The organism is Gluconacetobacter liquefaciens (genome assembly GCF_003350405.1).
Lineage (GTDB): Bacteria > Pseudomonadota > Alphaproteobacteria > Acetobacterales > Acetobacteraceae > Gluconacetobacter > Gluconacetobacter liquefaciens.
Genome location: NZ_QQAW01000005.1, coordinates 1 through 23,523 on the forward strand (window position 1 = coordinate 1; position 23,523 = coordinate 23,523).

21 protein-coding genes are annotated in these 23,523 nt (G+C 64.8%); 13 read left to right on the forward strand and 8 right to left on the reverse strand.

The features are described from left to right. Positions 1–440 precede the first annotated feature (440 nt). The gene (locus C7453_RS09785; RefSeq protein ID WP_114727377.1) at positions 441–3,023 is read left to right on the forward strand and encodes a mechanosensitive ion channel domain-containing protein; all 2,583 of its coding nucleotides are present in this window, start codon (positions 441–443) and stop codon (positions 3,021–3,023) included. A 433-nt stretch (positions 3,024–3,456) separates the two neighbouring features. Here C7453_RS09785 and C7453_RS09795 read toward each other — a convergent pair whose 3' ends face one another. Beyond that, positions 3,457–3,846: a DUF4142 domain-containing protein gene (locus tag C7453_RS09795; RefSeq protein WP_245948964.1), complete on the reverse strand. Its 390-nt coding sequence runs from the start codon at positions 3,844–3,846 to the stop codon at positions 3,457–3,459. A gap of 665 nt (positions 3,847–4,511) precedes the next feature. On the opposite strand from C7453_RS09795, the gene C7453_RS09800 reads away from it, so the two are divergent. Next, positions 4,512–5,006 (forward strand): hypothetical protein, encoded by a 495-nt coding sequence (locus C7453_RS09800; RefSeq protein WP_114727631.1) that lies wholly within the window; start codon positions 4,512–4,514, stop codon positions 5,004–5,006. 85 nt (positions 5,007–5,091) lie between these two features. Here C7453_RS09800 and C7453_RS09805 read toward each other — a convergent pair whose 3' ends face one another. Then, positions 5,092–5,505, reverse strand: coding sequence for a hypothetical protein (locus C7453_RS09805; RefSeq protein WP_245948965.1), 414 nt, complete (start codon positions 5,503–5,505; stop codon positions 5,092–5,094). Positions 5,506–5,696: 191 nt separating this feature from the next. Between C7453_RS09805 and C7453_RS09810 the strand changes: the two genes are divergently transcribed. Further along, positions 5,697–6,155, forward strand: a complete 459-nt coding sequence (locus C7453_RS09810; protein WP_114727378.1) for a GNAT family N-acetyltransferase — start codon at positions 5,697–5,699, stop codon at positions 6,153–6,155. Positions 6,156–6,167: 12 nt separating this feature from the next. Here C7453_RS09810 and C7453_RS09815 read toward each other — a convergent pair whose 3' ends face one another. Beyond that, positions 6,168–7,088, reverse strand: a complete 921-nt coding sequence (locus tag C7453_RS09815) for a LysR substrate-binding domain-containing protein (RefSeq protein WP_114727379.1) — start codon at positions 7,086–7,088, stop codon at positions 6,168–6,170. 119 nt (positions 7,089–7,207) lie between these two features. Here C7453_RS09815 and C7453_RS09820 point away from each other — a divergent pair, with 119 nt between their 5' ends. Beyond that, positions 7,208–8,077, forward strand: coding sequence for a pirin family protein (locus C7453_RS09820; RefSeq protein WP_114727380.1), 870 nt, complete (start codon positions 7,208–7,210; stop codon positions 8,075–8,077). Between the two features lie 50 nt (positions 8,078–8,127). Next, positions 8,128–9,018, forward strand: a complete 891-nt coding sequence (locus tag C7453_RS09825; protein WP_114727381.1) for a pirin family protein — start codon at positions 8,128–8,130, stop codon at positions 9,016–9,018. Positions 9,019–9,063: 45 nt separating this feature from the next. Here the strand turns inward: C7453_RS09825 and C7453_RS09830 are convergent, their stop codons facing one another. Further along, on the reverse strand, positions 9,064–10,323 hold the full coding sequence (locus tag C7453_RS09830) for a cation:proton antiporter (RefSeq protein WP_114727382.1): 1,260 nt from the start codon (positions 10,321–10,323) through the stop codon (positions 9,064–9,066). A gap of 436 nt (positions 10,324–10,759) precedes the next feature. On the opposite strand from C7453_RS09830, the gene arfB reads away from it, so the two are divergent. Together arfB and C7453_RS09840 are read left to right on the forward strand one after the other, a co-directional pair. Continuing rightward, positions 10,760–11,182 carry an alternative ribosome rescue aminoacyl-tRNA hydrolase ArfB gene (gene arfB, locus C7453_RS09835; protein ID WP_114727632.1) on the forward strand — a complete coding sequence of 141 codons (423 nt, stop codon included), beginning with the start codon at positions 10,760–10,762 and terminating at the stop codon, positions 11,180–11,182. 49 nt (positions 11,183–11,231) lie between these two features. Further along, positions 11,232–12,536, forward strand: coding sequence for a replication-associated recombination protein A (locus C7453_RS09840; RefSeq protein WP_114727383.1), 1,305 nt, complete (start codon positions 11,232–11,234; stop codon positions 12,534–12,536). Between the two features lie 54 nt (positions 12,537–12,590). On the opposite strand, the gene C7453_RS09845 is transcribed toward C7453_RS09840, so the two are convergent. After that, positions 12,591–14,072: an FAD-dependent monooxygenase gene (locus tag C7453_RS09845; RefSeq protein WP_114727384.1), complete on the reverse strand. Its 1,482-nt coding sequence runs from the start codon at positions 14,070–14,072 to the stop codon at positions 12,591–12,593. Positions 14,073–14,389: 317 nt separating this feature from the next. On the opposite strand from C7453_RS09845, the gene C7453_RS09850 reads away from it, so the two are divergent. Further along, positions 14,390–15,358: a carbon-nitrogen hydrolase family protein gene (locus tag C7453_RS09850; RefSeq protein ID WP_114727385.1), complete on the forward strand. Its 969-nt coding sequence runs from the start codon at positions 14,390–14,392 to the stop codon at positions 15,356–15,358. 128 nt (positions 15,359–15,486) lie between these two features. Continuing rightward, positions 15,487–15,873 (forward strand): DUF6525 family protein, encoded by a 387-nt coding sequence (locus tag C7453_RS09855; protein ID WP_371858469.1) that lies wholly within the window; start codon positions 15,487–15,489, stop codon positions 15,871–15,873. Between the two features lie 82 nt (positions 15,874–15,955). Here the strand turns inward: C7453_RS09855 and prpB are convergent, their stop codons facing one another. The 3 genes from prpB to C7453_RS09870 all read right to left on the reverse strand — a co-directional run bounded on the left by prpB (position 15,956) and on the right by C7453_RS09870 (position 19,657). Next, the gene (gene prpB / locus C7453_RS09860; protein WP_114727386.1) at positions 15,956–16,876 is read right to left on the reverse strand and encodes a methylisocitrate lyase; all 921 of its coding nucleotides are present in this window, start codon (positions 16,874–16,876) and stop codon (positions 15,956–15,958) included. After that, positions 16,873–18,033: a bifunctional 2-methylcitrate synthase/citrate synthase gene (gene prpC / locus C7453_RS09865; protein WP_114727387.1), complete on the reverse strand. Its 1,161-nt coding sequence runs from the start codon at positions 18,031–18,033 to the stop codon at positions 16,873–16,875. Before prpC ends, prpB begins: the two co-directional genes overlap by 4 nt. Positions 18,034–18,127: 94 nt before the next feature. Then, the gene (locus tag C7453_RS09870) at positions 18,128–19,657 is read right to left on the reverse strand and encodes an MmgE/PrpD family protein (protein ID WP_114727388.1); all 1,530 of its coding nucleotides are present in this window, start codon (positions 19,655–19,657) and stop codon (positions 18,128–18,130) included. A gap of 124 nt (positions 19,658–19,781) precedes the next feature. Between C7453_RS09870 and C7453_RS09875 the strand changes: the two genes are divergently transcribed. The 4 genes from C7453_RS09875 (at position 19,782) to aac(6') (ending at position 23,324) form a co-directional block, all read left to right on the forward strand. Further along, positions 19,782–21,197, forward strand: a complete 1,416-nt coding sequence (locus C7453_RS09875) for a helix-turn-helix domain-containing protein (protein ID WP_114727389.1) — start codon at positions 19,782–19,784, stop codon at positions 21,195–21,197. A 102-nt stretch (positions 21,198–21,299) separates the two neighbouring features. Then, positions 21,300–21,896, forward strand: a complete 597-nt coding sequence (locus C7453_RS09880) for a GNAT family N-acetyltransferase (RefSeq protein ID WP_245948966.1) — start codon at positions 21,300–21,302, stop codon at positions 21,894–21,896. A gap of 39 nt (positions 21,897–21,935) precedes the next feature. Next, positions 21,936–22,763: a 3-methyl-2-oxobutanoate hydroxymethyltransferase gene (gene panB / locus C7453_RS09885; protein ID WP_114727635.1), complete on the forward strand. Its 828-nt coding sequence runs from the start codon at positions 21,936–21,938 to the stop codon at positions 22,761–22,763. A gap of 123 nt (positions 22,764–22,886) precedes the next feature. Continuing rightward, positions 22,887–23,324, forward strand: a complete 438-nt coding sequence (gene aac(6'), locus C7453_RS09890; RefSeq protein ID WP_245948967.1) for an aminoglycoside 6'-N-acetyltransferase — start codon at positions 22,887–22,889, stop codon at positions 23,322–23,324. The last annotated feature ends 199 nt before the right edge of the window (positions 23,325–23,523 follow it).

Consider the following 23,523-nt stretch of genomic DNA (forward strand, 5'->3'; position numbering starts at 1 on the left):
GGGCAGAAATTACCCTCATATAGGTAAACCTGCCCAAGTCGGCATACGCCGCCTCAGGGTTTCAGACCGTTCTATGACTTTTCAAACAGTCACTTAGATCAAGTCGCTCGGGCGGCATTCGCGCCATCGTTGTGACGGAACAGGCCGAGCCTGCACTCCAAATCATGTGGAAAACCGGGGCTTCGGCCCCGGTTTTTTTATTTGGACTCGTGTGGTTCGGTAGGCGTGCTCCGGCGTGTGGAAATGTCACGCCGGGCGATCGCCTTAATTGTCCGGCCCTCATGTGCAGATGCGCGTCATTCGAGTGACCGGGCGTGATGCCGGGGGTGTGGCGAACTTTCCTGCTGTCTCATGCGTTTGCAACCGCGCGCCCGGCGCATAAAGCCTTCTTTCGTCGTCGGTCCATTCCTGTCCGCCAGATTCCCTCAGCCGGAGGATTCATGCCCGTCGACGTTTCTGCCACGCCTCGCCTTGCTCCCTTTTTTGGCGTTCGTCTTTCTTTTGCCCGCCTGTGTGTCGCCCTTGCGTTGATGGTGGTCGTGCTGCTTTCGGGCATCGTGCCGCGGCTGGCGCTGGTGCCGATGGCACAGGCGCAGGATCGCGTGCCTCCGGCGCAGGGGGCTGTGGCACCGGATCGTGCCCAATTGCAGCATCTGCTGGATACTTTGGGCGATCCACAACGACGTGCGGCCTTTTTGCAGGATCTGCGTGCTTTGCAGGCGTTGCCGCCAGAGGTCGCCGACAGAAAGACAGATGCGGCAGCAAAGGCGGCCAGCGCGCCACCGCCAGCGGCCACGGCGGATAAGCCTGCGCCGATCGCACTGGCGCCGGGTAGTCTCGGCGCCGTGGCACTGCATGGGCTGGGTGGCATGGCCGGCGCGATTATCCAGCATGTGCGCCATTTCGGCGCGTTGTTCAGCGATCTGCGCAGTGTGGGCATCTGGGGGGAGCGGATGATGGCCCCCGGTGCCCAGCGCGACGGTCTGGTGGCCCTGGCGTGGCGGCTGGGGCTGGTGATGTTGATCGGGCTGGCTGTCGAGCGCGGGCTGGCCATGCTGCTGCATCGCTATCTGGTTCGGATCGACAGAATGCTGGCGACGCGGCTGCCTCTGCCGGTGGCCGAGCCGATCGCCGAGCCGATGGTCGAATCGGAGCATGCGGCGACGGCCCTGCCGCCAGGTGGGAGCGTGGCGCCTGACGGTGACGGGGCCAGCGCCGATCGGGTGCGCGTGCAGGAAGCTACGAGCCGCTGGCGCGCGGCGCGTCTGCTGCGGCAATTGCGGCTGCTGCCATGGGTCGTATTGCGCCTGGTGCTGGAACTGGTGCCGGTGGCCGCTTTCCTCGGGGTCGCTACGCTGATGGCCAATGTCCTGGCCGGGGATGAGGATGCGGCCCTGCCGGCGGCGCAGATCATGATGATGGTCATCAATGCGTACGCGATCGGCCATGCGGCGATCGTTTTCCTCGCCGCTCTGCTTTCGCCACGGCTGCCGCATCTGCGGCCGCTGCCGCTGGGTGACGACATGGCGCGCAGTCTGACGGCCTGGACGACTGCGCTGATCGTGCTGCCTGTCGCGGCCCTGTGCCTGGCTGATGTCGGTGGGCTGCTGGGGCTGTCGGAACCGGGACAGGATGCGATCGGGCTGGTGATCCTGCTGGCGGAACATCTGCTGGTGGCGGGATTGATCCTGAGGATGCGGCGCCCGGTCGCGGCCATGCTGCAGCCGTCAGGCGTGATGCGCTGGCGGCTGGGGCATGGGCTGTTCGACGGGCTGGCCGACCGGTGGTGGATCTTCGCGCTGGTTCTCGATGCGGCGTTGTGGCTGGTGTCGGCGGCCGATCTTCCCGGTGGCTATATGCGGATCTGGCAATTGTGCGCCATCGCGCTCGGGGTGCTGATCGTGTTCCGGGCACTGGCGATTCTGCTGTTCGGGCTGCTGGACCGTACATTCCGGCCCGGCCAGGAGGCCGGGGGCGCCGCAGCCGGCGTGGCCCGGCGTGGCGCGCGTTATTATCCCTATGTGCGTCAGGCGCTGGCGTGGGTCCTGGGGATTGCCGGGGCCGTGACGCTGTTGCAGGCATGGGGCGTGCCGGCCTTCGCGTGGTTCGATGACGGCAAGGTGGGGCGCCGGCTGGCTTCGGCGACCGCCACGGTGCTGGTGGCGCTGGCGATCGGCATCGTCGTTTGGGAATATGTCAACGCCGCGCTGGACCGGCAGATCGGGCGCTATACCAGCAGTGCGCAGCCGGGGCGGGCGATGCGCCTGCGCACGCTGTCGCCGATCCTGCGCACGGTCCTGCTGGTCTGTCTGAGCATCGTGGTGCTGATGACCGTGCTCAGCCAGATCGGGATCGATATCGCGCCGCTGCTGGCCGGGGCGGGAATCCTTGGTGTGGCCGTCGGGTTCGGGTCGCAGAAACTGGTCCAGGATTTCATCACCGGCATCTTCCTGCTGCTGGAAAACGCGATGGAGGTGGGGGACTCGGTGACCGCCGGCGGCCTGTCCGGCACGGTGGAGACGCTGTCGATCCGTACCCTGCGGCTGCGTGCGAGCGATGGGTCGGTGCATATCATTCCGTTCAGCGCGGTCTCTACCGTTACCAACATCAATCGCGGGCTGGGCAATGCCGCCGTCAGCGTCGATATTGCGCCGGATCAGGATATCGATCGGGCCGCCGCCGTGCTGGCGGAGATCGTGCTGGGCATGCGCAAGGACCCCGATCTGGCACCCGGCATGCTGAGTGACCTGCAATATTGGGGTGTGAACGCGGTGTCCTCGCAGGCCGTGACGCTGCTTGGCCAGATCGTCTGCACCGATGCGTCGCGCTGGCCGGTACAGCGGGCGTTCAACCGGCTGCTGGTGCAGCGCTTTGCCAGCGAGGGCATCCGGCTGGCGCGGCCGGCGCAGAGTGTGGAACTGATTCCAGCGCCTTCGGGGCCGGCGGAGGCGGAGGAAGGTGTGCCGGAGAGCGTGGCTCTGCCCGGCGCCTCGGCAGGGGGCTCGCCGCCTGCATCTCGCTGAGTTTTGGGGGTGATGAAGCGTGCATGTTGCCAATCGAGGGAAGGCGACATGCACTTGGTTTTTCAGGAGTTCTCCAGAGTCACTGCTGAGGCGGGACATCAGTGTCTGGCGGGGGGGCCGCGACTGAACTCCATTTTCGAGAATGATATGCAAAAACTGCCGAATAAAACGTGTGTCGTCACAGGCTCCGCACGAGGGGTAGGCCGTGCCATCGCCGCGCGCTTTCATGGAGAAGGCGCCGTCGTGATCGTTACGGATGTCGATGATGCTGCGATTATGAGACTGTTGCGGCAGGAATGGGCAACGTCCGACGGCCCGGCTGAATAATTCCTGACGGCCCGACGCGGGCGAACCCCGACGAGGCATCGGGCATCGGGGGCACGGAGCGCTGGCGCGGTCTGGTCGCCAGCGCCCGTCTGCCGCTGACGGAGGCTTATTTGAGCTGTGCTTCGTAGGCGGCGAGCAGGGTTTGGGTGTCGGTGGCGAGTTTGGTCAGGTCGGCGTTCTTGGAACCGGCAATTCCGCTTTCGAGGATGGGTTTCATTCTGGCGTCGTCGCGCCACAGGTAGCGTATGTAGGCGCGGTCGAACGAGGCGCCATGGAGGTGCTGCATCCGGTCGATGATCTTCTGGTTTGCGGCGGACGGCTTGGGAGCCAGGGTGATGGCGTGGGCTGATACCAGCTTCGCCAGCTTGTCCTGATTGCCGGTCAGGTCCTTGACCATGGTCGCGCCGAGAGTGGCGATGTCGCTGCGGGCGGCGTTGGTCTGGGCGATTTTGGCCAGGGCGATCCGGGTCAGGTCCATTTCGTTGAGTTTCTGCACGAGATCCGTGTCGGCGATCGTGAGGGTGGGGGCCTGTTGCAGGGGGGGGCAGGGGCGGCACGGGGGGCTGGCCGGCCGTGCAGGCACCAAGGGCGAGAAGGGCTGCCGTGAGCGGAGGCAGGGCACGCGATGTGTGGCGAGACAGGAGCGGCATAAGCGGCTTGAGCGACATGAGCGGCAGATTCTCCTTGGATGTCCGTTGCGGTTCTGCGTGAAGGCCGGTGAGGCCGGACGGTGTTTCGAAGGCGCCGTTGCGGAGGACTGGCCGGTCTGGCCTCCAGATCCGTGACGGACGTCCTCCTTGCTGACGATAGGTACCATGATGATAGTGCGGGACGTGGAAGGCAATGGCGAAGTAAAGACGTAATCCTTTTCGTCAAGATATTCGGTGATCGGGCCGTCATGAGATGGCCACAATGCCTGTAACAATGCGTTTCATTGAAAAAGCGACATTTTGTGCTCGGCTTGGGCCTTGCATCGACCGGAAAGAGCGCACTAGGTTCATGCGATAGATGCGCCGTGCCGGGCGTGGACCGATTGATTGTGGGGATAATCCAGGAATGAACTGTCGCACTCTGTGTCTGCTCGCGGTTTCTTCACTCTCTCTCGGGCTGAGCGGGTGCGGATATATGGATTCCCGGGCGGCTCACAAGGCGCAGATCACCATGATCGGCATGACGTCCTATGACCTCCAGGCCTGTGCGGGACTGCCGTCCGCCACCAAGCAGCTCAATGATACGACCCAGATCTTCATCTATTCCGGGACGCATCCGCAGCCGAGCTATGGTGGTTCCACATTGATTCCGGTGGGCGATATCGCCACGACGATCGCGCAGTTCGGCGGCGGCGGCGGGACGACCTGCACGGCCGTGATCCGCCTGGACCATGATCGGGTGTCGGACGTGCATTATGCCGGCGATAACGACGAACTGGTGGGAACGGACGGAATCTGCTCCATCATCACCCGTGGATGTGCCCGCCAGCCGGAAGGCACGATGAAGAGTTCCGCCGGTGGCATCTTCGGCCCGGTTTCGGCCTTCCATCCGCCGACCACGCCGAACCAGTCGACTTCCGCTACCTATTCCTCGCAATCGGGAACGGTCGTTGCCAATCCGGATAAGAAATCGTCCGACCCGGTGATCGTGCCCCGGACGCAGTGAAGACGCCGCAGTGAAGACTACGCGGTAGGCTGCGCGACTGTTCGTAACGGCGGCCCGGCCGGGAATGCCGGACCGCCCGCGTGGGTTATCGTGCCGATCCTGTCGCGCTGCGGTGGGGTGGCATGGTTGCCGCCGGGTTGGGATTGATCCGCTCGATGGCCTGGGTCTGGGCCTTGGTCGTGACCCAATGCAGTTCCTTCTCGGCTTCCGGGACGCTCAACGTGCCGGCATCGACATCCAGGCCGATGCGCAGGGAAGCGAGATCGACCTGTGAAATCAGGTCGTAATTGGTGCCGACGGCGCCCGGGCCATATCTGAGATGGGCGTTGGTGATGCAGGTGAACCGGTCGTAGGCGGTGCCCTTCCTGAACGGGTAGCGGGCAAAACACCGGGAGACGGCTGTATGCAGGTCGCCCTTGCCCTGATCGTCATCCGTACATCCGGCGGGCAGGGCGCAGAGCACGATAACGGCAAATAAGTGCCTTTTCCCGTTGAGCATTATCTGTTCGCCGCGATACGCATCGGGGGGGAGCGGGTAAAATTCCCTGATAAAAAAGACGACGAAGACGCGGAGATCATATTCGATATGCGGGTATGGGGTTCGGAAGGGCGTATGAGGATATCAGGGATATCATCGTGAAACCAACACGTCTTCGGGTTCGGCGAACGAAAACATGAGCGTGTAAGCCAATGATGACCTGTCCCGTGCGTGCGCTCCGCAGCGACGACATTGATGCTGTCGCGCGGCTTTGGCGTGAGAGCACGCTTTCTATCGGCATCGAAGGCGACTTCGTGTCGGACCTGGCGGAATATCGTGAGCGCCTCGAAGCGGAATGGAAGCGGGCGTGGCGTGTCCATGTTGCGTGTGATGAATCCGGAATCGCAGGGTTTTTGGCGTTCGAGCCGGAGGCATCCTGGCTGCGGCAGCTTTTTGTGGCCCCGGCGCGGAAGGGGGAGGGCATCGGGAGCCTCCTGCTCGATGTCGCCAAACGGGAGATGCCCGAGGGGTTCTGGCTTCGCACCAGTGTGGCGAATGGTGTGGCCCGGCGCTTCTATGAGAAGCAAGGGCTGCGAAATATCGGCGAATTTCCGCATGAGCATTGGCCTGTTACAATCGTCCGCTATCAATGGTCCCGCGAGCGCCTGTAACGGTTTGGCTTGTCAGGTTTCCAGAACATTTGACGCATCCCGCCGCTGGGCCGCACATTCTGCTGCCAGAAAATCAATCAGCGCGCGCACGGCGGGGGAAAGTCCTCGGCGGGAAGGAAAGACGGCGTGCACGATGCCCGCGCGCGGCCGCCAGTCGGGCAGGGCCTGGAGCAGGCGGCCCTCCTTGATATCGCGCCAGACCATCATGGTCGGAAGCTGGACGATGCCGGCGCCCGCCAGAGCGGCTTCACGCAGGACGGCCATGTCGTCGGTGGCGAGGCGGGGCGTGTGGAAGATCGTTGCCGTCTGACCGTCCGCGCTTTCGAGAAGCCAGGAATGGCTGGCGGGCGGGGTGTTGAAATCGAGGCTTGGCAGTGTGTTCAGGTCCGCCGGGGAGGCCAGGGGGGCTGCGATCAATGAGGGGGCGGCAACCAGGCACTGCGTGCTGGTGTCGAGCACGCGCATGATGAGGTTTTCCGATTGCAGCGGCGGGAAGCGCACCCGGATGGCGAGATCGAACCGGTCTTCCAGCAGATCCACCCGCCGGTTCGTGCTTTCGAGACTGAGCGTGACGGCGGGATAGCGCATGATGAACCGGGCCAGCAGCGCACCGAACTGGATGGTCAGGAGAGAGACCGGGCAACTGAGGCGGATGATGCCGCACGGTTCGGCATGATGCCGGGCGACCGATTGTTCTGCGGCGTCTGCCTCTTCCAGGACGACCACGCACCGTTCGTAGAAGCCACGCCCAGCCTCGGTCACCGAGAAATGGCGGGAGGATCGCTGGAGCAGCACGGTATCCAGCCGTTCTTCCAGCAGCCGGACCCGGCGGCTGAGGAGGGATTTCTGGAGGCCGGTGGCCTGCGCGGCGCGCGTGAAGCCGCCGTGGCGGACGACCTGTACGAAATAATAGAGATCGTTGAGGTCCTTCATTGTCTCATGAATAGGACGCACCGTTCGATGGGGCAATCTTTGTGCGATGGAGGGAACGGCCCATCTTGCCGTCATGCAGGGGCGTCGCTGTCGGAGCCCCGTCGATCGGGAGCATGGCAATGCAGAAGACGATTCTCGGCCGCTACGGAAATGATCGCGGCCATTGGGTGGGGGACGGTTTTCCTGTCCGTTCCCTGTTTTCCTACAGCGATTTCGGCGCGCATCTGAGCCCGTTCCTGCTGCTTGATTATGCCGGGCCTTATACGTTTGACCCCACGGAGGCGCGGCGCGGTGTGGGCGAGCATCCGCACAAGGGGTTCGAGACGGTGACCATCGTCTATGACGGCGAGGTCGAGCACCGCGATTCCTCGGGTGGCGGCGGTGTGATCGGGCCGGGCGATGTGCAGTGGATGACGGCGGGGAACGGTATCCAGCATGAGGAATTCCATTCAACCGCCTATGCGCGCACGGGCGGTGCATTTCGCATGGTGCAGTTGTGGGTGAACCTGCCGGCCGCGGACAAGGGGGCGCCGGCGGCCTACCAGACGTTGCGCGCCGCCGATATTCCGGTTGTTTCTCTGCCCGATGGTGCAGGAACGCTGCGCGTCATCGCGGGGGATTACGGGACGGGGCATGGACCGGCACGGGTGTTCTCGCCGTTGAATGTGTGGGACGGCACGCTGCATTCGGGCGCGCAGGTGACGCTTGACCTGCCGGTCGGGCACAGCACGGCGATCGTCTCGCTGGAAGGACGCCTGATCGTGAATGGCGGCACGGAACTGGTGAGCGCGCAGTTCGCTCTGCTCAGCCGGGAGGGCACCGAGGTGACGTTGCAGGCGACGGAGGCGGCCAGCTTTCTTGTCCTGACCGGACAGCCCTTGAACGAACCGATCGCCGGCTATGGCCCCTTCGTGATGAACACGCAGGAAGAGATCCGCCAGGCAATCGAGGATTTCAACAACGGACGTTTCGGCGGGATCGCCGCCTGACCGGGCGGGTGCTGCCGGTCCGGTCGCGAAGTCGAAGGAGACACTGAACCATGATCGAGATGATGATCGAACAGCGTCGCCGCAGTCTGGGCGGCGGGCTGGAAGTGGGGCGCATCCTGCCCTTCGCGCGGCGACGGATGGTCGGGCCTTTTATCTTTTTCGACCATATGGGGCCGATGGATATTGCGGCGGGGGTCGATCGCAGCCTCGATGTGCGGCCGCATCCGCATATCGGGCTTTCCACCGTCACGTACCTGTTTTCGGGGGAAGTGGTGCATCGCGACAGCCTGGGGTCGGAGCAGGCGATCCGCCCCCAGGAGGTCAACTGGATGACGGCCGGCAGCGGGATCACGCATAGCGAGCGGTTCGAGAAGGCGCGTGCGGTGGGCGACCATCTGCATGGCATCCAGGCGTGGGTTGCGCTGCCGAAGGGGGACGAGGAGGCCGCGCCCTCCTTCTCGCATCACGAAGGAGACGATCTGCCGCAATGGGATGCGGCCGGCGTGCGGGGGCAGCTTATTGCGGGGCAGGCCTATGGGCTGACTGCCGCGGCGCGGACGCATTCGCCGCTGTTCTATGCGCATCTTGAACTCGCGGCCGGAGCGCGGGCGGAAATTCCGACCGCCTATCCGGAGCGGGCGCTTTATATCGCCACCGGGGCAATCGAGATCGACGGCGAGCGGTATGAGGCGGGGCGGATGCTGGTGCTGGGGGCCGGGGCCTCATCTTTCCAGGCCCTGGCCCCCACGACTGCTATGGTGCTGGGGGGCGAACCGGTTGGGGAACGGTTCCTGTTCTGGAATTTCGTCAGTTCCTCGAAGGAGCGACTGGCGCAGGCTGCCGAGGACTGGAAGGCCGGGCGGATGAAACTGCCCGAGGCGGACCATGACGAATTCATTCCCCTGCCGTCGGCCGACACATCGCCGCCGCCGATGTCCTGACAGGCCCTGACGGCGGCAAACGTGAGGGAGATGGCGCGCTTCGGTTCAGGAATTGACCGTCAGCGCGCCTGTCGGCAGTCGAGGTGATGTTCTCGCGCGCGGCTTGGGGGCGAAGGCGCGGAACATCGGGCCGGTCAGCGTGGTCGAAATCACCGCCAGCACCACCAGCGAGGCAAAGGCGAATTCGGAAAGCATGCCCTGCTGGTGCAGGATGGTCGCGGCGACGATTTCCATCAGGCCCTTGCATTGCAGCAGGGCGCCGACGCTGAGTGTCTGCCGGCGCGTCAGGCCCGCCGCCGGGGGGCAGATATAGATGGCGGCGATCTTGGTCACGATCGAGATGGCCACGAGTGCCAGCGATGCCAGGATGGACGGCCAGGTGAGGGCGTCGCCGTCGATATGCAGGCCGCTATGGCCGAAGAACATCGGCGCCAGCCAGATCAGGGCGAAGGTGCCGGCCCATTCGACCGGGAGGCGGCGCACCCAGCTTGGCGGCATGATCGCGCCCGCGAAATAGGCCCCGATCAGTTCGTGCAGCCCCAGTTGCTTGCTGGCCCAGGAGCCGGCCGCGAGATAGATCGGCACCGCAGTCCAGATCACCCAGGCGGGCGGGTTCCTGAAATGGCGGGAGGCCCAGTTTCCGGCTCCTGCCAGGCCGACGAGCAGCCCGACCGCGACGAATTCCAGGATGGTCCAGCCATGGAGGGCCGCGCTGCCCCTGGCGGCGAACTGAAGGGCCGCAAGGCCGATCCAGAGGGCCGCGTCATCCACTACGGCAAGCTTGAGTGCCAGCTGACCCAGCGGGCGCTGGGCGGGTTCGAGTTCGCGCACCACGCCGATGAGGACCGGCAGTGCGCTGACGGCCATGCAGAGCCCGATGGACGCCGCGGCGATCCAGGACGCGGCATGCGGGGCGTGCCAGCCCGGCATGGGCAGGAAGAATTCATACGCCAGAAAGGAGCCGATCAGGAACGGACCGCCCAGCGCGATCAGCGCGCTGGTGAGCAGGCGGCCAAGGGGTTGCGGCGGCAGCCGGTGTGCCGCGCCTTCTTCCTCGCCGGGGTGCTGCCACATCTCCAGCCCGGCGGTGAAGGCCAGGATCAGCACGGCGACCCAGCCGATATTGTCGCCGTAAAGAGAGGGGAGGCCCAGCTTGCCGACGGGGACGTGCCAGACCGCCAGCAGGATGCCGATGAGGATGGGCAGGACCGCGATGGGGAGGGCCCGTTGCGTCAGGCGCCACAGCAGCCAGGGCAGCAGCACGAAGATCGCGGCGTCGCCTGTCAGCGCCATCATATTGTGCATCGCTCACCCTCCTCTGGAATCATTTGATGGGCATCCTAACGGAATGAAAGTCATTTATGCAAATTTCGCATATCAAGATGAAAGATGTTTCATGCAGGACCATGCGCAAGGGGTGGACAATAATGTGTGATATTCGTGCGATGCGTCGCTGTGTCTGTAAATCACATTGCCGCAAGACGCCGTGATTCTATGTGATTTCATCTTTCGACATTCTCGCCGTTGCCACGGTGGGAGGGGTTGCAGGCCGGTGGGTTCCATGAACGGAGGCACAGGCGCCGGGAAGTTCCAGCATGTTCATCATCTGGATCGTGGCGGAGGTGGGGCGCTATCGGCTGGCGTCCCCCCCCGAGGGTCTGACGCGATGTGGGCGGACGCAGTCTGCGGCAGGGCGGGGATTGGTGCGCGCGTCGGTGCGAAACATGCTATGTCGCGCGCCATGGCAATCCCGATCCTTCCCGGGCTGTCGCTGGCCGAGACCGAGCTGGAGGTCAGCTACATCCTTGCATCCGGCCCTGGCGGGCAGAACGTCAACAAGGTAGCCACGGCGGCGCAGTTGCGGTTTGACGCCGCGCGCTCGCCCTCGCTGCCCGAACGGGTGCGGGCCCGACTGCTGGAGGTTGCGGGCAGTCGTGCCACGCGGGATGGGGTGATCGTGATCACGGCCCGGCGGTTTCGCACGCAGGTGCGCAATCGCGAGGATGCCATCGAACGACTGGCCGAGCTGATTCGCGAGGCCGCGCATCGCCCCGCCTTTCGCGTGGCCACGCGGCCTGGTCGGGCCGCGCGCCAGCGCCGGCTGGATGGCAAGGCCCATCGGGCGGGTATCAAGCGGGGGCGTTCGGTGCGGTTGGATGATTAGGCGTGGCGCGCCCACGGTGTTCCGGGCAATTCGGCCTCGGGGGTGAGCGATGAGCGATCTTTTTGACAGTGGGGCGCCGCTGGGGCGGACGCCGTTGGCCGCGCAGTTGCGCCCGGCGACGCTGGATGACGTGATCGGGCAGTCGGCGGCGATCGCGCCGGGGTCCATCCTGCGCCGGCGGATTGCCGGCGGGGCGCTGGGCAGCGTCATCCTTTACGGATCGCCGGGCGTGGGTAAGACCTCGATCGCGCGGGCGGTGGGGAACATGCTCGGCAAGCGCTTTCGTCCGCTGCATGCGACGCGCAGCGGTGTTTCGGACATCCGCAAGCTGGCGGATGAGGCCCGGATGGTGCCGCTGCTGATCTTCGTCGATGAAGTGCAGCGTTTCACGGCAACCCAGACCGATGACCTGCTGGCGATCTGCGAGGAAGGCACGGCCGACTTCATTGGGGCCACCACCGGCAACCCGTATCATGTGCTGACCCCGGCGCTGGTCTCGCGCTCGACGATCCTGAAGCTGGAGCCGCTGAGTCTTGAAGAGATGGAGCAGGTGGTGCGGCGTGGCATCGGCCATCTGCGCGCCGAGGGCTTGGAGATCGGACTGACGGGGGAGCAGATCCGTCGGATCGCCGGCCGTTCGGGGGGCGACGCGCGCCGGGCGCTGACGACGCTGGAGAGCCTGGCGGTGGGGCATGAGGCGCGGGCGGTCATGATCAGCGATGCCATGCTGGATGAGGCCTATGCGGCGGCGCCGGTCAATCACGACCGGTCGGGCGATGCGCATTATGATGTCGTCTCGGCCTTCGTGAAATCCATGCGCGGCTCCGACCCGGATGCCACGCTGTACTGGCTGGCGCGCCTGATCCATGGCGGTGAAGACCCACGCTATATCGCACGGCGGATCATGATCCATGCGTCGGAGGATGTGGGGCTGGCCGACAATACCGCGCTCCAGACCGCTGTGGCGGCGATGCAGGCGGTGGAGAAGATCGGGTATCCCGAGGCGCAGATCGTGCTGGCGCATGCGGCGCTGCACGTGGCGCGGGCGCCCAAATCGGGCTCGGCGTGCCGGGGGATTTCAACCGCCATGCAGTATGTGGCGAACAATCCGCCTGCTGCGGTGCCGCTGCATCTGCGCGATGCCCATTACAAGGGAGCGGCATCGCTCGGCCATGTCGGATACCGCTTTCCCCATGACGACCCGCGCGGCTGGGTGGAGCAGGTTTATGCGCCGATCGCGAAGGGGACGCTTTATCAGAGCGATGCCCGCGATGCGGCGACGTTCGAGAAGCGGGCCGATGAATACTGGCATCGTGTGACCGGTGAGGAGCCGCCGCGCAGGGGACGGACCTGATCGGAGACCGTTCGCAACACGGATCGCCGCCGGCGTGTATTTTCTGACAGGATCTTACGTTTTCGGGGGGTGGGCTGTTTTGGCCACGATCTTCGACAGGGCCGCTTCGATGGGCGACCATTTTCCAGCGCGGGATGTTGCGGCGACGTAGCCATCGGGTCGCACCAGCCAGGAGCCCTTTCCGTCCGGTGGCGCGCGGAGGTGAGGGTCCAGCAGGGAAGGGTAGCGGCCGATCAGCGTGCGTGCCTCGGTATCGTCTGTAGCCCATAGGGTGAATCTGGCTGCATCGCGGACCGCGATGGGGAGGTCGGGCATGAAGCGTTGGCCTGGAGACGGGCCGCGCAAGCCTTGGGCGGAGCCAGCGTTGAGCGGACTGTCGGGATAGGCGATCGCGATTCCGGACAGCCTGTTCACGATGGCGCGCTGCACTTCCGGAAATCCGAGCATCCTGTGCGCGAGAAAGCCACGCAGACGTTGCGCCAGAGGGTTTCTGAGCAGAACCAGTCGGGTCAGGCGGCCGGACTCGGCAAGGATCTGGCGGGCGACCGGGCTACGTTCGCGACTGTAGCTGTCGAGCAGGGCGGGATTGGCCTTGCCCTGTTCGACGAGTGCCAGTTTCCAGGCGAGATTGAAGGCATCCTGCATGCCTGTATTCATGCCCTGCCCACCCGCGGGGCTATGGATGTGCGCGGCATCTCCCGCGAGAAACACCCGGTCTGCGCGATAGTCCCGCACCGTGCGTTCATTGACCCCGAAATGCGACAGCCAGGCCGGATCGGAGAGGGTGACGCCGCCCGGCCCGCGCCGGTCCATAATGGATTGCACCTGCCCCAGATTGGGCGGCTGCCCTGAAATCGTGCCGATATCGGCGATGATGCGATAACGCCCGGGCGAGATGGGAAAGACCATCAACGCGCCGTCCGGGTGCCAGAAGATCGCCAGTTCGTTCGGTGGAATGGCGAAGCCGGTGAGATGGACGTCGGCGATGAGAAAGCCGGTCGAGAGGGTATCGCCCTCGAACGCCATCCCGAGGGTTCGGCGGACGAAGGAATGGGCGCCGTCGCAGCCGATGAGCCAGCTTGCGTCGATTTCCTCGTTCTCTCCGGAAGCATGCCGTACGCGGCAGATGACGCCCTCCGGAGTATCGGTAAAGGCCGTGAGTTCGGTGCTCCGTTCGACTTTTCCACCTAGGGAGGCGAGGTGTGTTTCCAGCAGGCGTTCGGTTTCCGATTGCGGAATGACCAGCAGCAGGTTGAAGGGTGAGGCGATCTGATCGAACGCGATGCGGCCGATGCGTCGGCTGCCGGTGTGGATGCCGATGGCGTCTGCTCTGAGGCCGGTGGCCAGAAAGGCGTCGAGGCAGCCGCTGGCGGCGAGACATTCGAGAGTGCGCGGCCAGACCGCGAGTGCCCTGGATTTGTCGGTACGCCCCTGCGATTGGTCGATGATCCTGACGGGCACATGATAGCGTGCGAGTTCGGCGGCCATGGTGAGACCGACAGGGCCGGCACCGACGACGAGAACGGGTTTCGGCATGGGGCACTTCCTGTGACGGCGCAATGCGATCTCAGAGCCTGACTGAAAATGCGGTCTGGTGAGCGAGAGCGGCCCGTCAGGGCCGCGTCCGGCGTGTGTGTCCGAGCATCGGAGCGGAGCGGCCTTGATGGCCGCCCGCCGCGAAGCGCAGGAAACGTGCGTCGGATCGCCACCAGGGCGCATTTTCGATCAGGCTCTCGGGTGAGAGGCCGGAGGTGGCAACGCATTGGTTAACGTCGGACGTGCGGCTCTGTTTCCGTTTGCTCGATTGTGCAGGAAAGCTCACCGTATCTGGCCGGTACAAAGGGAGACCATGCATGAGCCAGCACCGTGTTGCCGTTATCCAGGCAGGGACGAGTCTGTTCGATACGCCCCGCACGCTGGAGCGGATGGAAGCGCATTGCGCGGAGGCCGGGGCGCAAGGTGTTGAACTGGCGGTCTTTCCCGAAGCCTACATCGGTGGTTATCCCAAGGGACTGACGTTCGGGGCCGTGGTGGGGAGCCGCTTTCCGGCCGGGCGGGACGAGTACCTGCGTTACTGGAAGGCGGCCATTACCGTGCCGGGTGTAGAGACTGCACGCATCGGTTCTTTTGCGGCCCGGATGAAGGCGCATCTCGTCGTCGGCGTGATCGAACGGGATGGGGCGACGCTCTATTGTACCGCCCTTTTCTTCGGGCCGGATGGTGCGCTTCTTGGCAAGCACCGCAAGCTGATGCCCACCGGCAGCGAACGGCTGATCTGGGGGCAGGGTGACGGGTCCACGATCCCTGTCTTCGAGACGGTTCTGGGGCGGATCGGTGCTGCGATCTGTTGGGAAAATTACATGCCGGACCTGCGGCAGAGCATGTATGCGAAGAGGATCAGCCTCTGGTGCGCGCCCACGGTGGACGAGCGCGAGATCTGGCAGGCCTCGATGCGGCATATCGCCTATGAAGGGCGGACGTTCGTGCTGAGTGCATGCCAGTACATGACCCGTGCCGATGCACCGGCGGATTATGACTGCCATCAGGGGAACGATCCGCAAACCGTGCTGATTCGGGGAGGGAGCGTGATCGTCAATCCATTGGGGGAGATCGTGGCCGGACCTGTTTATGATCGAGAAGCCATCATCGCCGCCGATATCGACATGGATGATGTGATCAGGGGAAAATACGATCTGGACGTTGCCGGTCATTATGCCCGCCCTGACGTGTTCGGCCTGAATGTCGACGAGGCAGTGCGTCGGCCTGTCTATTTTTCCGGGCGGGAAGTGGCGTGTGCGGGGTTGGAAGAGGAAGGGGCGTGATCGAGGCGGGTGGAGGGTGGTGACCCTCCGAAATGCGCCATATTGTTATGTTATAATATACGATATAGGCTAGGCCGAACAGAACGGAATGGGCGGCCGCTGTGATGGACGAAAGAGCTGGGGTTTCCGTGTTGTCCGCAGGTGGCACTGAGGCTGGGATTCTACCGGTTGCAGGCAATGAGCGGACGCTGCGGCATGAGGTGTGGCGGCGATACGATGGGGATGACTGGGAGGCGTTTGACGTGCTGCCTCCGGCGATCCGTCAACGGGTCGCCGAACACGCTTACGATGCGTGGTCGGTGAATGTGATGGTTCTCTGGCAACATTACAGACGGCTCTATGGACGGACGCCGCGTGCGGAACGGGCGTTGATCCGGTATCTCGATTATTGCGAAAGGCTGGAACGGGCGGCTTTCGCCGCGCGATATGCGCAGGCATATGGCGCGACATTGCCGCATGATGCGGCGGGAGCGACCATCTTGCGCAGGGGGCCGGCCGATGCGTCGATGCGGTGACGGGCTGCGCGCCGTAACGGGCGGCGAGGGAAGGGGATACCATCCCCTTCCGGTGTGTCGCGGGATTTGACGATCGGGTTCTTTACGCCGGCTCGCCGACCTTGGGCAGAACCGTTTCCACAATTGACTGATCCAGTGCCTCGTATTCGTGATAGCGCAGGGTTCGGTAGAGGGCTTCGCGGGTTTGCATATGGGGCAGCATGGCCTCGGTGCTGCCGTCGCGGCGTAGGGTGGTGTAGAGGTCTTCCTGCGCCTTGTTGGCCACGCGTAGCGAACTGACGGGCCAGATGATCATGCTGTAGCCCATTTCCTCGAATTCGCTTGCGGTGAAGAAGGGCGTGCGGCCGAATTCGGTCATGTTGGCCAGCAGCTTGACGCCGGGCATGCGGCGGGCGAATTCGCGGAACATCTCGGCAGTGGTGAGGGCCTCGGGGAAAATCGCGTCGGCGCCGGCTTCGATGTAGAGTTTGGCGCGCGCGACGGCGCCGTCGATCCCTTCGCTAGCCGCTGCGTCGGTGCGGGCGATGACGACCAGATCGCGCGCGGCCTTGCGGGCAGCGCCGACTTTCATGGCCATGTCGTGCGGAGTGGCGAGCTTCTTGTTGTTCAGATGGCCACATTTCTTGGGCAGGATCTGGTCTTCCAGATGCACGGCGCCGGCGCCGGCATCCTCGAAGGTGCGGACCATGTTCATGACGTTGAGCACCTCGCCATAGCCGGTGTCGCCATCGACCAGCAGGGGCAGGCCGGTGGCGTTGACGATCTGGCGGATGAAGAACGTCACCTGGTCGATGGTGATGATGCCCAGATCGGGCAGGCCCATGCTGGCCGTCATGGCCGCGCCCGAGAGATAGAGCGCGCTGAAGCCGGCGTCCTTGGCCTGGAGCGCGGCCTGTCCGTTATGGGCGCCGGGCAGTTGCAGGATGCCGGGCGCATCGAGCAGGGCGCGGAAGCGCCGGCCTGCCGTTTCGCCATCGGTGGCGCCGCCTGTCAGGTAAATCATGCTGCCTTCTCCATGCCGCCGCGCTGGTGCAGGGGGGTGAAGGGCCGCTTGTCGGGCCCGATATAGTCCGCCGAGGGGCGGATGATCTTGCCGTTCTCGCGCTGTTCGATGACGTGGGCGCTCCAGCCGGTCAGGCGCGCGATGACGAAGATCGGCGTGAACATGGCGGTGGGGATGCGCATCATGTTGTAGGAAACGGCGCTGAACCAGTCGAGATTGGCGAACATGTTCCGTCGCTCGGCCATCACGCGCTCTACCCGTTCGGCGACATTGTAGAGGCGCATGGCGCCGCTGCGGGCCGAGAGGCGTTCCGCCCATTGCTTGATCACGGCGTTGCGCGGATCGGCGATGGTGTAGACCGGATGGCCGAAGCCGATTACGACCTCGCGGTTTTCCAGCCGGCGCAGGATATCGGCCTGGGCTTCGTCGGGTGTCTGGTACCGCTGCTGGATTTCCAGCGCCACCTCGTTGGCGCCGCCGTGGCGGGAACCGCGCAGCGCGCCGATGCCGGCGGTGACGGCGGAATACATGTCCGACCCCGTGCCGGCCACCACGCGGCAGGCGAAGGTCGAGGCGTTGAATTCATGCTCCGCGTACAGGATCAGCGAGGCGTGCATGGCACTGACCCACTCGGCCGGGGGGGCGTGGCCGTGCAGCATGTGCAGGAAATGGCCGCCGATGGTCTCGTCGTCGGTCTCGACGTCGATGCGTTTGCCGTTGGTCGAGAAATGATACCAGTACAGCAGCACCGAACCCATCGAGGCGAGCAGCCGGTCCGCGATTTCGCGCGCACCGACCGGGTTCATGTCGCGTCGTTCGGGCAGGATGCAGCCCAGGGCGGACACGCCGGTGCGCATGACGTCCATCGGGTGGGCGGCGGCCGGAATGTCCTCCAGCAGGCGGCGCAGGCGGACGGGCAGGCCGCGCATGGCGCGCAGGCGCTCCTTGTATTCCGCCAGTTCGGCGGCGTCGGGCAGGTGACCGTGAATCAGCAGGTGGGCGACTTCTTCGAACTCACAGGATTCCGCGAGGTCCTTGATGTCGTAGCCGCGATAATGCAGATCGTTGCCGGCATGGCCGACGGAGCTGAGTGCCGTTTCGCCGGCGGTGATGCCGGAGAGGGCGACCGATTTCTTGGGCTTGGACGCTTGGGTCATGTCACGTCTCCTTTTTGTGCCTTTTCGCAGGGCGCTGCCCTGCACCCGGAAGGGGACAGTCGTCCCCTTCACCCCTGATCGTTGAGGGGGTGGGTCAGTCTGTTGGGAAGTTGAAGATTCCCGTCTTGTCGGTGGCTTTCAGGGACTGCGGCGGAAGGGTGATTTCGAGGTGGCGTAACGCGTCGGCGCGCAGGGTGGGCAGGTTCTGGGCGACGTCCAGGAAGCGTTCGATTTCGGCCGGGGCGAGGATGCCTTCGGTCAGGACACGGAATTTCCGGATGTAGTCGGGCCGGGTCCATGGGGTCGCGCCCAGCGGGTGGGCGTTGGCCACCGCCAGTTCGCCGTCCAGCTTCGTGCCGTCATGGAAGGTGATGATGATGCGGCCGCCGAAGGCTTTCACCGCCGGGTCGTCGGCGTGATAGCGGGCGGTCCATTTCGGGTCTTCCACCGTGTGGATCTTGCGCCACAGACGCACCGTGTCTTCCCGTTGCGCGCGCTTGGGCAGGTAGGACCGCACATGGTGCCAGGCGCCGTCCTGTAGGGCGACCGCGACGATATACATGATCGAGTGGTCCAGCGTCTCGCGCGAGGCCGTGGGGTCGAATTTCTGCGGGTCGTTGGAGCCGGTGCCGATCACGTAATGGGTGTGGTGGCTGGTTTCGATCAGGATGTCCTTCACGTCGTCCCAGATGCGGCCGGACGCTTTGACCTCGGCGCCCAGGCGGAAGGCGAGGTCGATCAGGGCCTGGCTTTGATATTCCGCCGAATGTTCCTTGGTGTAGCTGTCCAGGATCGCGCGCTTGGCTTCGCCTGCCTCGGGCAGGGCGACGCGGTAATGGGCATCTTTGCCGTCCAGCATCCAGGCGATCACGCCGTCTTCGCCTTCATAGATCGGGCTGGGGGAGGTTTCGCCCAGCATGGCGCGGTCCACGGCTTCGACGGCCATCTTGCCGGCGTGGGAGGGGGCGTAGGCTTTCCACGAGGAAATCTCGCCCTTGCGGCTTTGGCGGGTGGCGGTGGTGACGTGCAGGGCGTGCTGGATCGACTGGTAGATGGTCTCGGTGGGCAGGCCCAGCAGGGTGCCGATGCCGGCCGCGACCGAGGGGCCGAGATGGGCGACGTGGTCGATCTTGTGCTTGTGCAGGCAGATCGCGCGCACCAGGTCGATCTGGATTTCGTAGCCGGTGGCGATGCCGCGCACCAGTTCGGCGCCCGTGCGGCCGCATTGCTGGGCCACGGCGAGAATGGCGGGGATGTTGTCGCCGGGGTGGGAGTATTCGGCGGCCAGGAAGGTGTCGTGATAATCCAGCTCGCGCACCGCCGTGCCGTTGGCCCAGGCGGCCCATTCGGCGTGGACGCGGACGTCCGGCCCGCAGCCGAACAGGGTGGCGCCGCCGGGTCTGGCATGGGCCAGGGCTTCGGCGCGGGCGCTGACTACCGTGTGGCGGTTGACCGAGGCGATGGCGACCGATGCATTGTCGATCACGCGATTGATGATCATCTCGGTGACGTCTGGGACAATGGCGACCGGGTCGGCGGCGACCTCGGCGATCTGCCAGGCCAGTTGCGCGTTGCGCGCCAGCCGGTCGCTCTCGGGGTGAACGGTGATGTCGTAATGCCGCATGGTCGGGTTCCTCTTTGGGGGCCTTGCTGCGGAGTATGGCCGTTCTCGCGCATTCGGGAATGGCGATCCGGGCGAAATGGTGCCACGGTCGGGTGGTCGTTTTGCAAAGGATGCGAAGGTGGCGATGGCGGGCGAGAAGATATTCGCTGGGTCGAGAATCCGTGATTTGCGCACCAGAAATGGTCAATCGCAGCAGGGGTTGGCGACGGCGTTGGGTCTTTCGGCGAGCTATCTCAATCAGATCGAGAACGATCAGCGCCCTTTGACGCCCGGCATTCTGTTAAAACTTTGCACGCTGTTCGGCGTCGAGCCCACCTGGTTCAGCGACAGTGGCGATGTCCAGCGCATGCAGGTATTGCGCGAGATCCTTGGGGACCCGCTGTTCAGTACCATGCCCTATCCACGGCAGTTGCAGGATGCGGTGCGGGGTGCGCCGTGGCTGTGCGACCAGTTCGTGACGCTCTATCGCGCCTTTCGCACATTGCGGGAGGAGCGGGGGGAGGCTGGCGCCGCGACGCCCACGCCGCAGCCGGGCACCGGGTCGTATGACACGGTGGGCGACTGGGTGCAGGCGGAACGGAATTATTTCGACGAGATCGACCGTGCGGCGGAAGGGCTGTACGAGACCGCACGGCTGGACGAGGGCGGCCCGGCCGAGATGCTGGGGCGTTATCTGCGCGACCGGCACGACATCCGGATCGTGACCGATGCCGCGCTGGACCGGGAAGGGGTGATGTGGCGGTTCGACCGGCGCGCGCGTCGGCTGTCGCTGACCGGGGGCGTGCCGCCCGAGAGCAGCGCATTCTGGCTGGCGCAGGTGATCGGTCGGCTGGATTACGGGCAGGTTCTGGCCCGGCCGGTGCGTCGCTCGGGGCTGGGCAGCGCCGATGCGCGGGCGCTGGCTACCGTGGGGATGAGCAATTATTTCGCCGGGGCGCTACTGCTGCCTTATGAGCGGTTTCGCCGGGCCGCGCGGCAGACGCGGCACGACCTGGATCTGTTGCAACGTCAGTTCGGGGTGAGTTTCGAGCAGGTGTGCCATCGGCTTTCCACCATGCAGCGGCCGGGGGCAGAGGGGATTCCGTTCTATTTCATTAAAACAGATATCGCCGGCAACGTGCTGAAGAGCTACAGCGCCACCCGCTTCAGCCGCGCGCGGTTCGGTGGGCTGTGCGCACAATGGAATGTGTTCGAATGTTTTTCGGCGCCGGGCAAGCTGCATGTCCAGATGTCGCGCACCACTGATGAGGCCGTCTATATCAGCGTTGCGCGGACGGTGGGGCATTCCCCGGTTTCCTATTTCGACCGGCCGCGCCTGGTGGCGATCGTGTTGGGGTGTGCGGTGTCGCATGCGCCGGAACTGGTCTATTCGGCGGGGCTGGACCTGACGGACGACCGGATGGTGATCCCGATCGGGCCGGGCTGTCGGGCCTGTATCCGCACCGACTGCCGCCATCGGGCGATCCCGGCCACCGGCTTCGGCATCGACGCAGGCAGCGAAGAGCGCGGGGTGGTGCCGTATCACATGGTGGCACCGTGAGAAGACTGCGCGGAAATGCGCGGCTGATCGCCGCCAGCCTGGATTTCCAGACCGGCCATTGGTGGATTGACCGCATGGCGGGTCCGTTCCATGCACGGCGTCATGAAAAACGCGACATCGGGACTGGGAGAATGGCAGATGCATGGTGACTGGCAGATCAGGCCGGCCCGGCCGGATGAGGCCGCGCTGTTGCCGGCGGTGGAAGAAGCATCGGGCACGCTGTTTCGCACCATCCCGGATCTGGCCTGGATCGCGGATGACGGCGTGATGCCGGCGGAGGCGCATCTGGCGGCCATCGCGGCTGGAACATGCTGGGTTGCGGTAGAGGGCGAGGCTGTTGCCGGCTTTCTGTCCGCCCGTATGGCTGGCGAGGATGGGAATGGCGCGGATGCCGGCCGGGCGGTGCTGCATGTGTGGGAGATGTCGGTGGCGCCCGCGCATCAGGGCCGGGGACTGGGCCGGGCGTTGCTGGAGCACGCCGCTGCTTATGCGGCGGCGCAGGCGATGGCGGCTGTGACCCTGACGACGTTTCGGGACGTGGCGTGGAATGCGCCGTTCTATGCGCGCACCGGTTTCGCGATCCTGCCCGACGTGGCGCTGACGCCGCGTCTGCGGGACGTTCTGGCGGCGGAAGTGGCGCATGGCCTGCCGGCGGCGCGGCGGTGCGCCATGCGGCGACCGGTTTCTCTCGTTTCCTGATCGTCCTTTCATAAACCAACAAATTTCATGGATCGTATCATGCGTATCACCATTTTCGACATCCACGCCATGAAGGAAGCCGGGCAGCGGATCGCCATGCTGACGGCGTACGATCACCCATCCGCCGCGCTGGCTGAACGGGCGCAGGTGCCGATGCTGCTGGTGGGGGACTCGCTGGGGATGGTGGTCCATGGGGCAGAAAACACCCTGCCGGTGACGCTGGATGACATGATCCGCCATGCCCGTGCCGTGGTGCGTGGCAGCAGCCGGGCGCTGGTGGTGGCCGACCTGCCGTTCCTGACCTATGCGACCGAGGCCGACGCCATCGCCTCCGCCCGGCGGGTGATGCAGGAGGCCGGGGTGCAGGCGCTGAAGCTGGAAGGCGGGGTGTCCATCGCCCCGACGGTGCGGCGGCTGACCGAACTGGGCGTGCCGGTGATGGGCCATCTGGGCCTGACGCCGCAGGCACAGCATACGTTGGGCCTGCGCGTGCAGGCGCGGCAGGCGGAGGCAGCACGGCGGCTGGTGGAGGACGCGCTGGCCTTGCAGGATGCCGGGGCGTTCGCCCTGGTGCTGGAACTGGTGCCGGCACCGCTGGCGGCGGCCGTGACGCAGCGGCTGCGGATTCCGGTGATCGGCATCGGTGCCGGGGCGGGATGCGACGGGCAGGTGCAGGTGTGGCACGATCTGCTGGGCCTGTTTCCGGGCAAATCGCCGCGCCATGCAAAGCGCTATGGTGATATCGGCACGGCGATCGAGGACGCTCTGCGGGCCTATGTGGGCGATGTGCAGTCGGGCGCCTTTCCCACGGCGGCGCAGAGCAGCAGCATGGACCCGGACGAGCTCACGCGCGCGCTCGGGGGCTGACAGGGGGCGTGCTTCCGACGGTGTGACCGCCATGCCGGGGGAGCGCTTCATTTGAGCGCGCCTTGGGGCGGATTCTGCTTGCCCGGTGCGCGCAGGACGATGGAAGGACGGATGATGGAAATCATGTCGGTGTCCGCAGGCCATATCGGAGCTTATGCGGCCCTGCGGCTGGCGTTGTGGCCGTCGGAGACCGTTGCAGAGCATCGGGAGCAGATCGAACGGGCCCTGGCATCACCTGATGCCGATCAGGTGGCCTTTCTGGCCGTTGCCGGAGGGGAAGTGTGTGGCTTCGCGGAGGCGGCGCTGCGGCATGATTATGTGAATGGATGCACGACCTCGCCCGTCGCCTTTGTCGAGGGCCTGTATGTGTTGCCGGACAGGCGGCTGAATGGGGTGGCGCGCCTTTTGATCGAGCAGGTCGTGGCATGGGCGCGCGGGCTCGGATGTGCAGAAATCGCGTCCGATGCGGATGCCGTCAATAAGGACAGCCACGCGATGCACGAGGCATTGGGATTTTTCGAAACCGAACGGGTCGTGTTTTTCCGGCGCAGTCTGCGCTGAAACCAGCAGATGATTCGGTGAAGGGAGGTGAGGGCAAGACCCGGCACCGCTCCTTCTGTTTTTGAAAAATTCTTTCTTTACAGATGGATATTGGAAGGTTTCCGTGTCGCATCATGACAAAAGTATCAAAATGTTAACGTTCACGCTCTTTTATTGACAATAAGTCGCAATTGCATAAAAGCCCCGCTGCATGGTTTCA

What these genes read in the sequence shown, in the direction of transcription:
- C7453_RS09785 (WP_114727377.1), top strand. Translation starts at nt 441, where the DNA reads ATGCCCGTCGACGTTTCTGCCACGCCTCGCCTTGCTCCCTTTTTTGGC.
- C7453_RS09800 (WP_114727631.1), top strand. Translation starts at nt 4,512, where the DNA reads ATGATCGGCATGACGTCCTATGACCTCCAGGCCTGTGCGGGACTGCCG.
- C7453_RS09805 (WP_245948965.1), bottom strand. Translation starts at nt 5,505, where the DNA reads ATGCTCAACGGGAAAAGGCACTTATTTGCCGTTATCGTGCTCTGCGCC.
- C7453_RS09810 (WP_114727378.1), top strand. Translation starts at nt 5,697, where the DNA reads ATGATGACCTGTCCCGTGCGTGCGCTCCGCAGCGACGACATTGATGCT.
- C7453_RS09815 (WP_114727379.1), bottom strand. Translation starts at nt 7,088, where the DNA reads ATGAAGGACCTCAACGATCTCTATTATTTCGTACAGGTCGTCCGCCAC.
- C7453_RS09820 (WP_114727380.1), top strand. Translation starts at nt 7,208, where the DNA reads ATGCAGAAGACGATTCTCGGCCGCTACGGAAATGATCGCGGCCATTGG.
- C7453_RS09825 (WP_114727381.1), top strand. Translation starts at nt 8,128, where the DNA reads ATGATCGAGATGATGATCGAACAGCGTCGCCGCAGTCTGGGCGGCGGG.
- C7453_RS09830 (WP_114727382.1), bottom strand. Translation starts at nt 10,323, where the DNA reads ATGCACAATATGATGGCGCTGACAGGCGACGCCGCGATCTTCGTGCTG.
- arfB (WP_114727632.1), top strand. Translation starts at nt 10,760, where the DNA reads ATGGCAATCCCGATCCTTCCCGGGCTGTCGCTGGCCGAGACCGAGCTG.
- C7453_RS09840 (WP_114727383.1), top strand. Translation starts at nt 11,232, where the DNA reads ATGAGCGATCTTTTTGACAGTGGGGCGCCGCTGGGGCGGACGCCGTTG.
- C7453_RS09845 (WP_114727384.1), bottom strand. Translation starts at nt 14,072, where the DNA reads ATGCCGAAACCCGTTCTCGTCGTCGGTGCCGGCCCTGTCGGTCTCACC.
- C7453_RS09850 (WP_114727385.1), top strand. Translation starts at nt 14,390, where the DNA reads ATGAGCCAGCACCGTGTTGCCGTTATCCAGGCAGGGACGAGTCTGTTC.
- prpB (WP_114727386.1), bottom strand. Translation starts at nt 16,876, where the DNA reads ATGATTTACCTGACAGGCGGCGCCACCGATGGCGAAACGGCAGGCCGG.
- prpC (WP_114727387.1), bottom strand. Translation starts at nt 18,033, where the DNA reads ATGACCCAAGCGTCCAAGCCCAAGAAATCGGTCGCCCTCTCCGGCATC.
- C7453_RS09870 (WP_114727388.1), bottom strand. Translation starts at nt 19,657, where the DNA reads ATGCGGCATTACGACATCACCGTTCACCCCGAGAGCGACCGGCTGGCG.
- C7453_RS09875 (WP_114727389.1), top strand. Translation starts at nt 19,782, where the DNA reads ATGGCGGGCGAGAAGATATTCGCTGGGTCGAGAATCCGTGATTTGCGC.
- C7453_RS09880 (WP_245948966.1), top strand. Translation starts at nt 21,300, where the DNA reads ATGAAAAACGCGACATCGGGACTGGGAGAATGGCAGATGCATGGTGAC.
- panB (WP_114727635.1), top strand. Translation starts at nt 21,936, where the DNA reads ATGCGTATCACCATTTTCGACATCCACGCCATGAAGGAAGCCGGGCAG.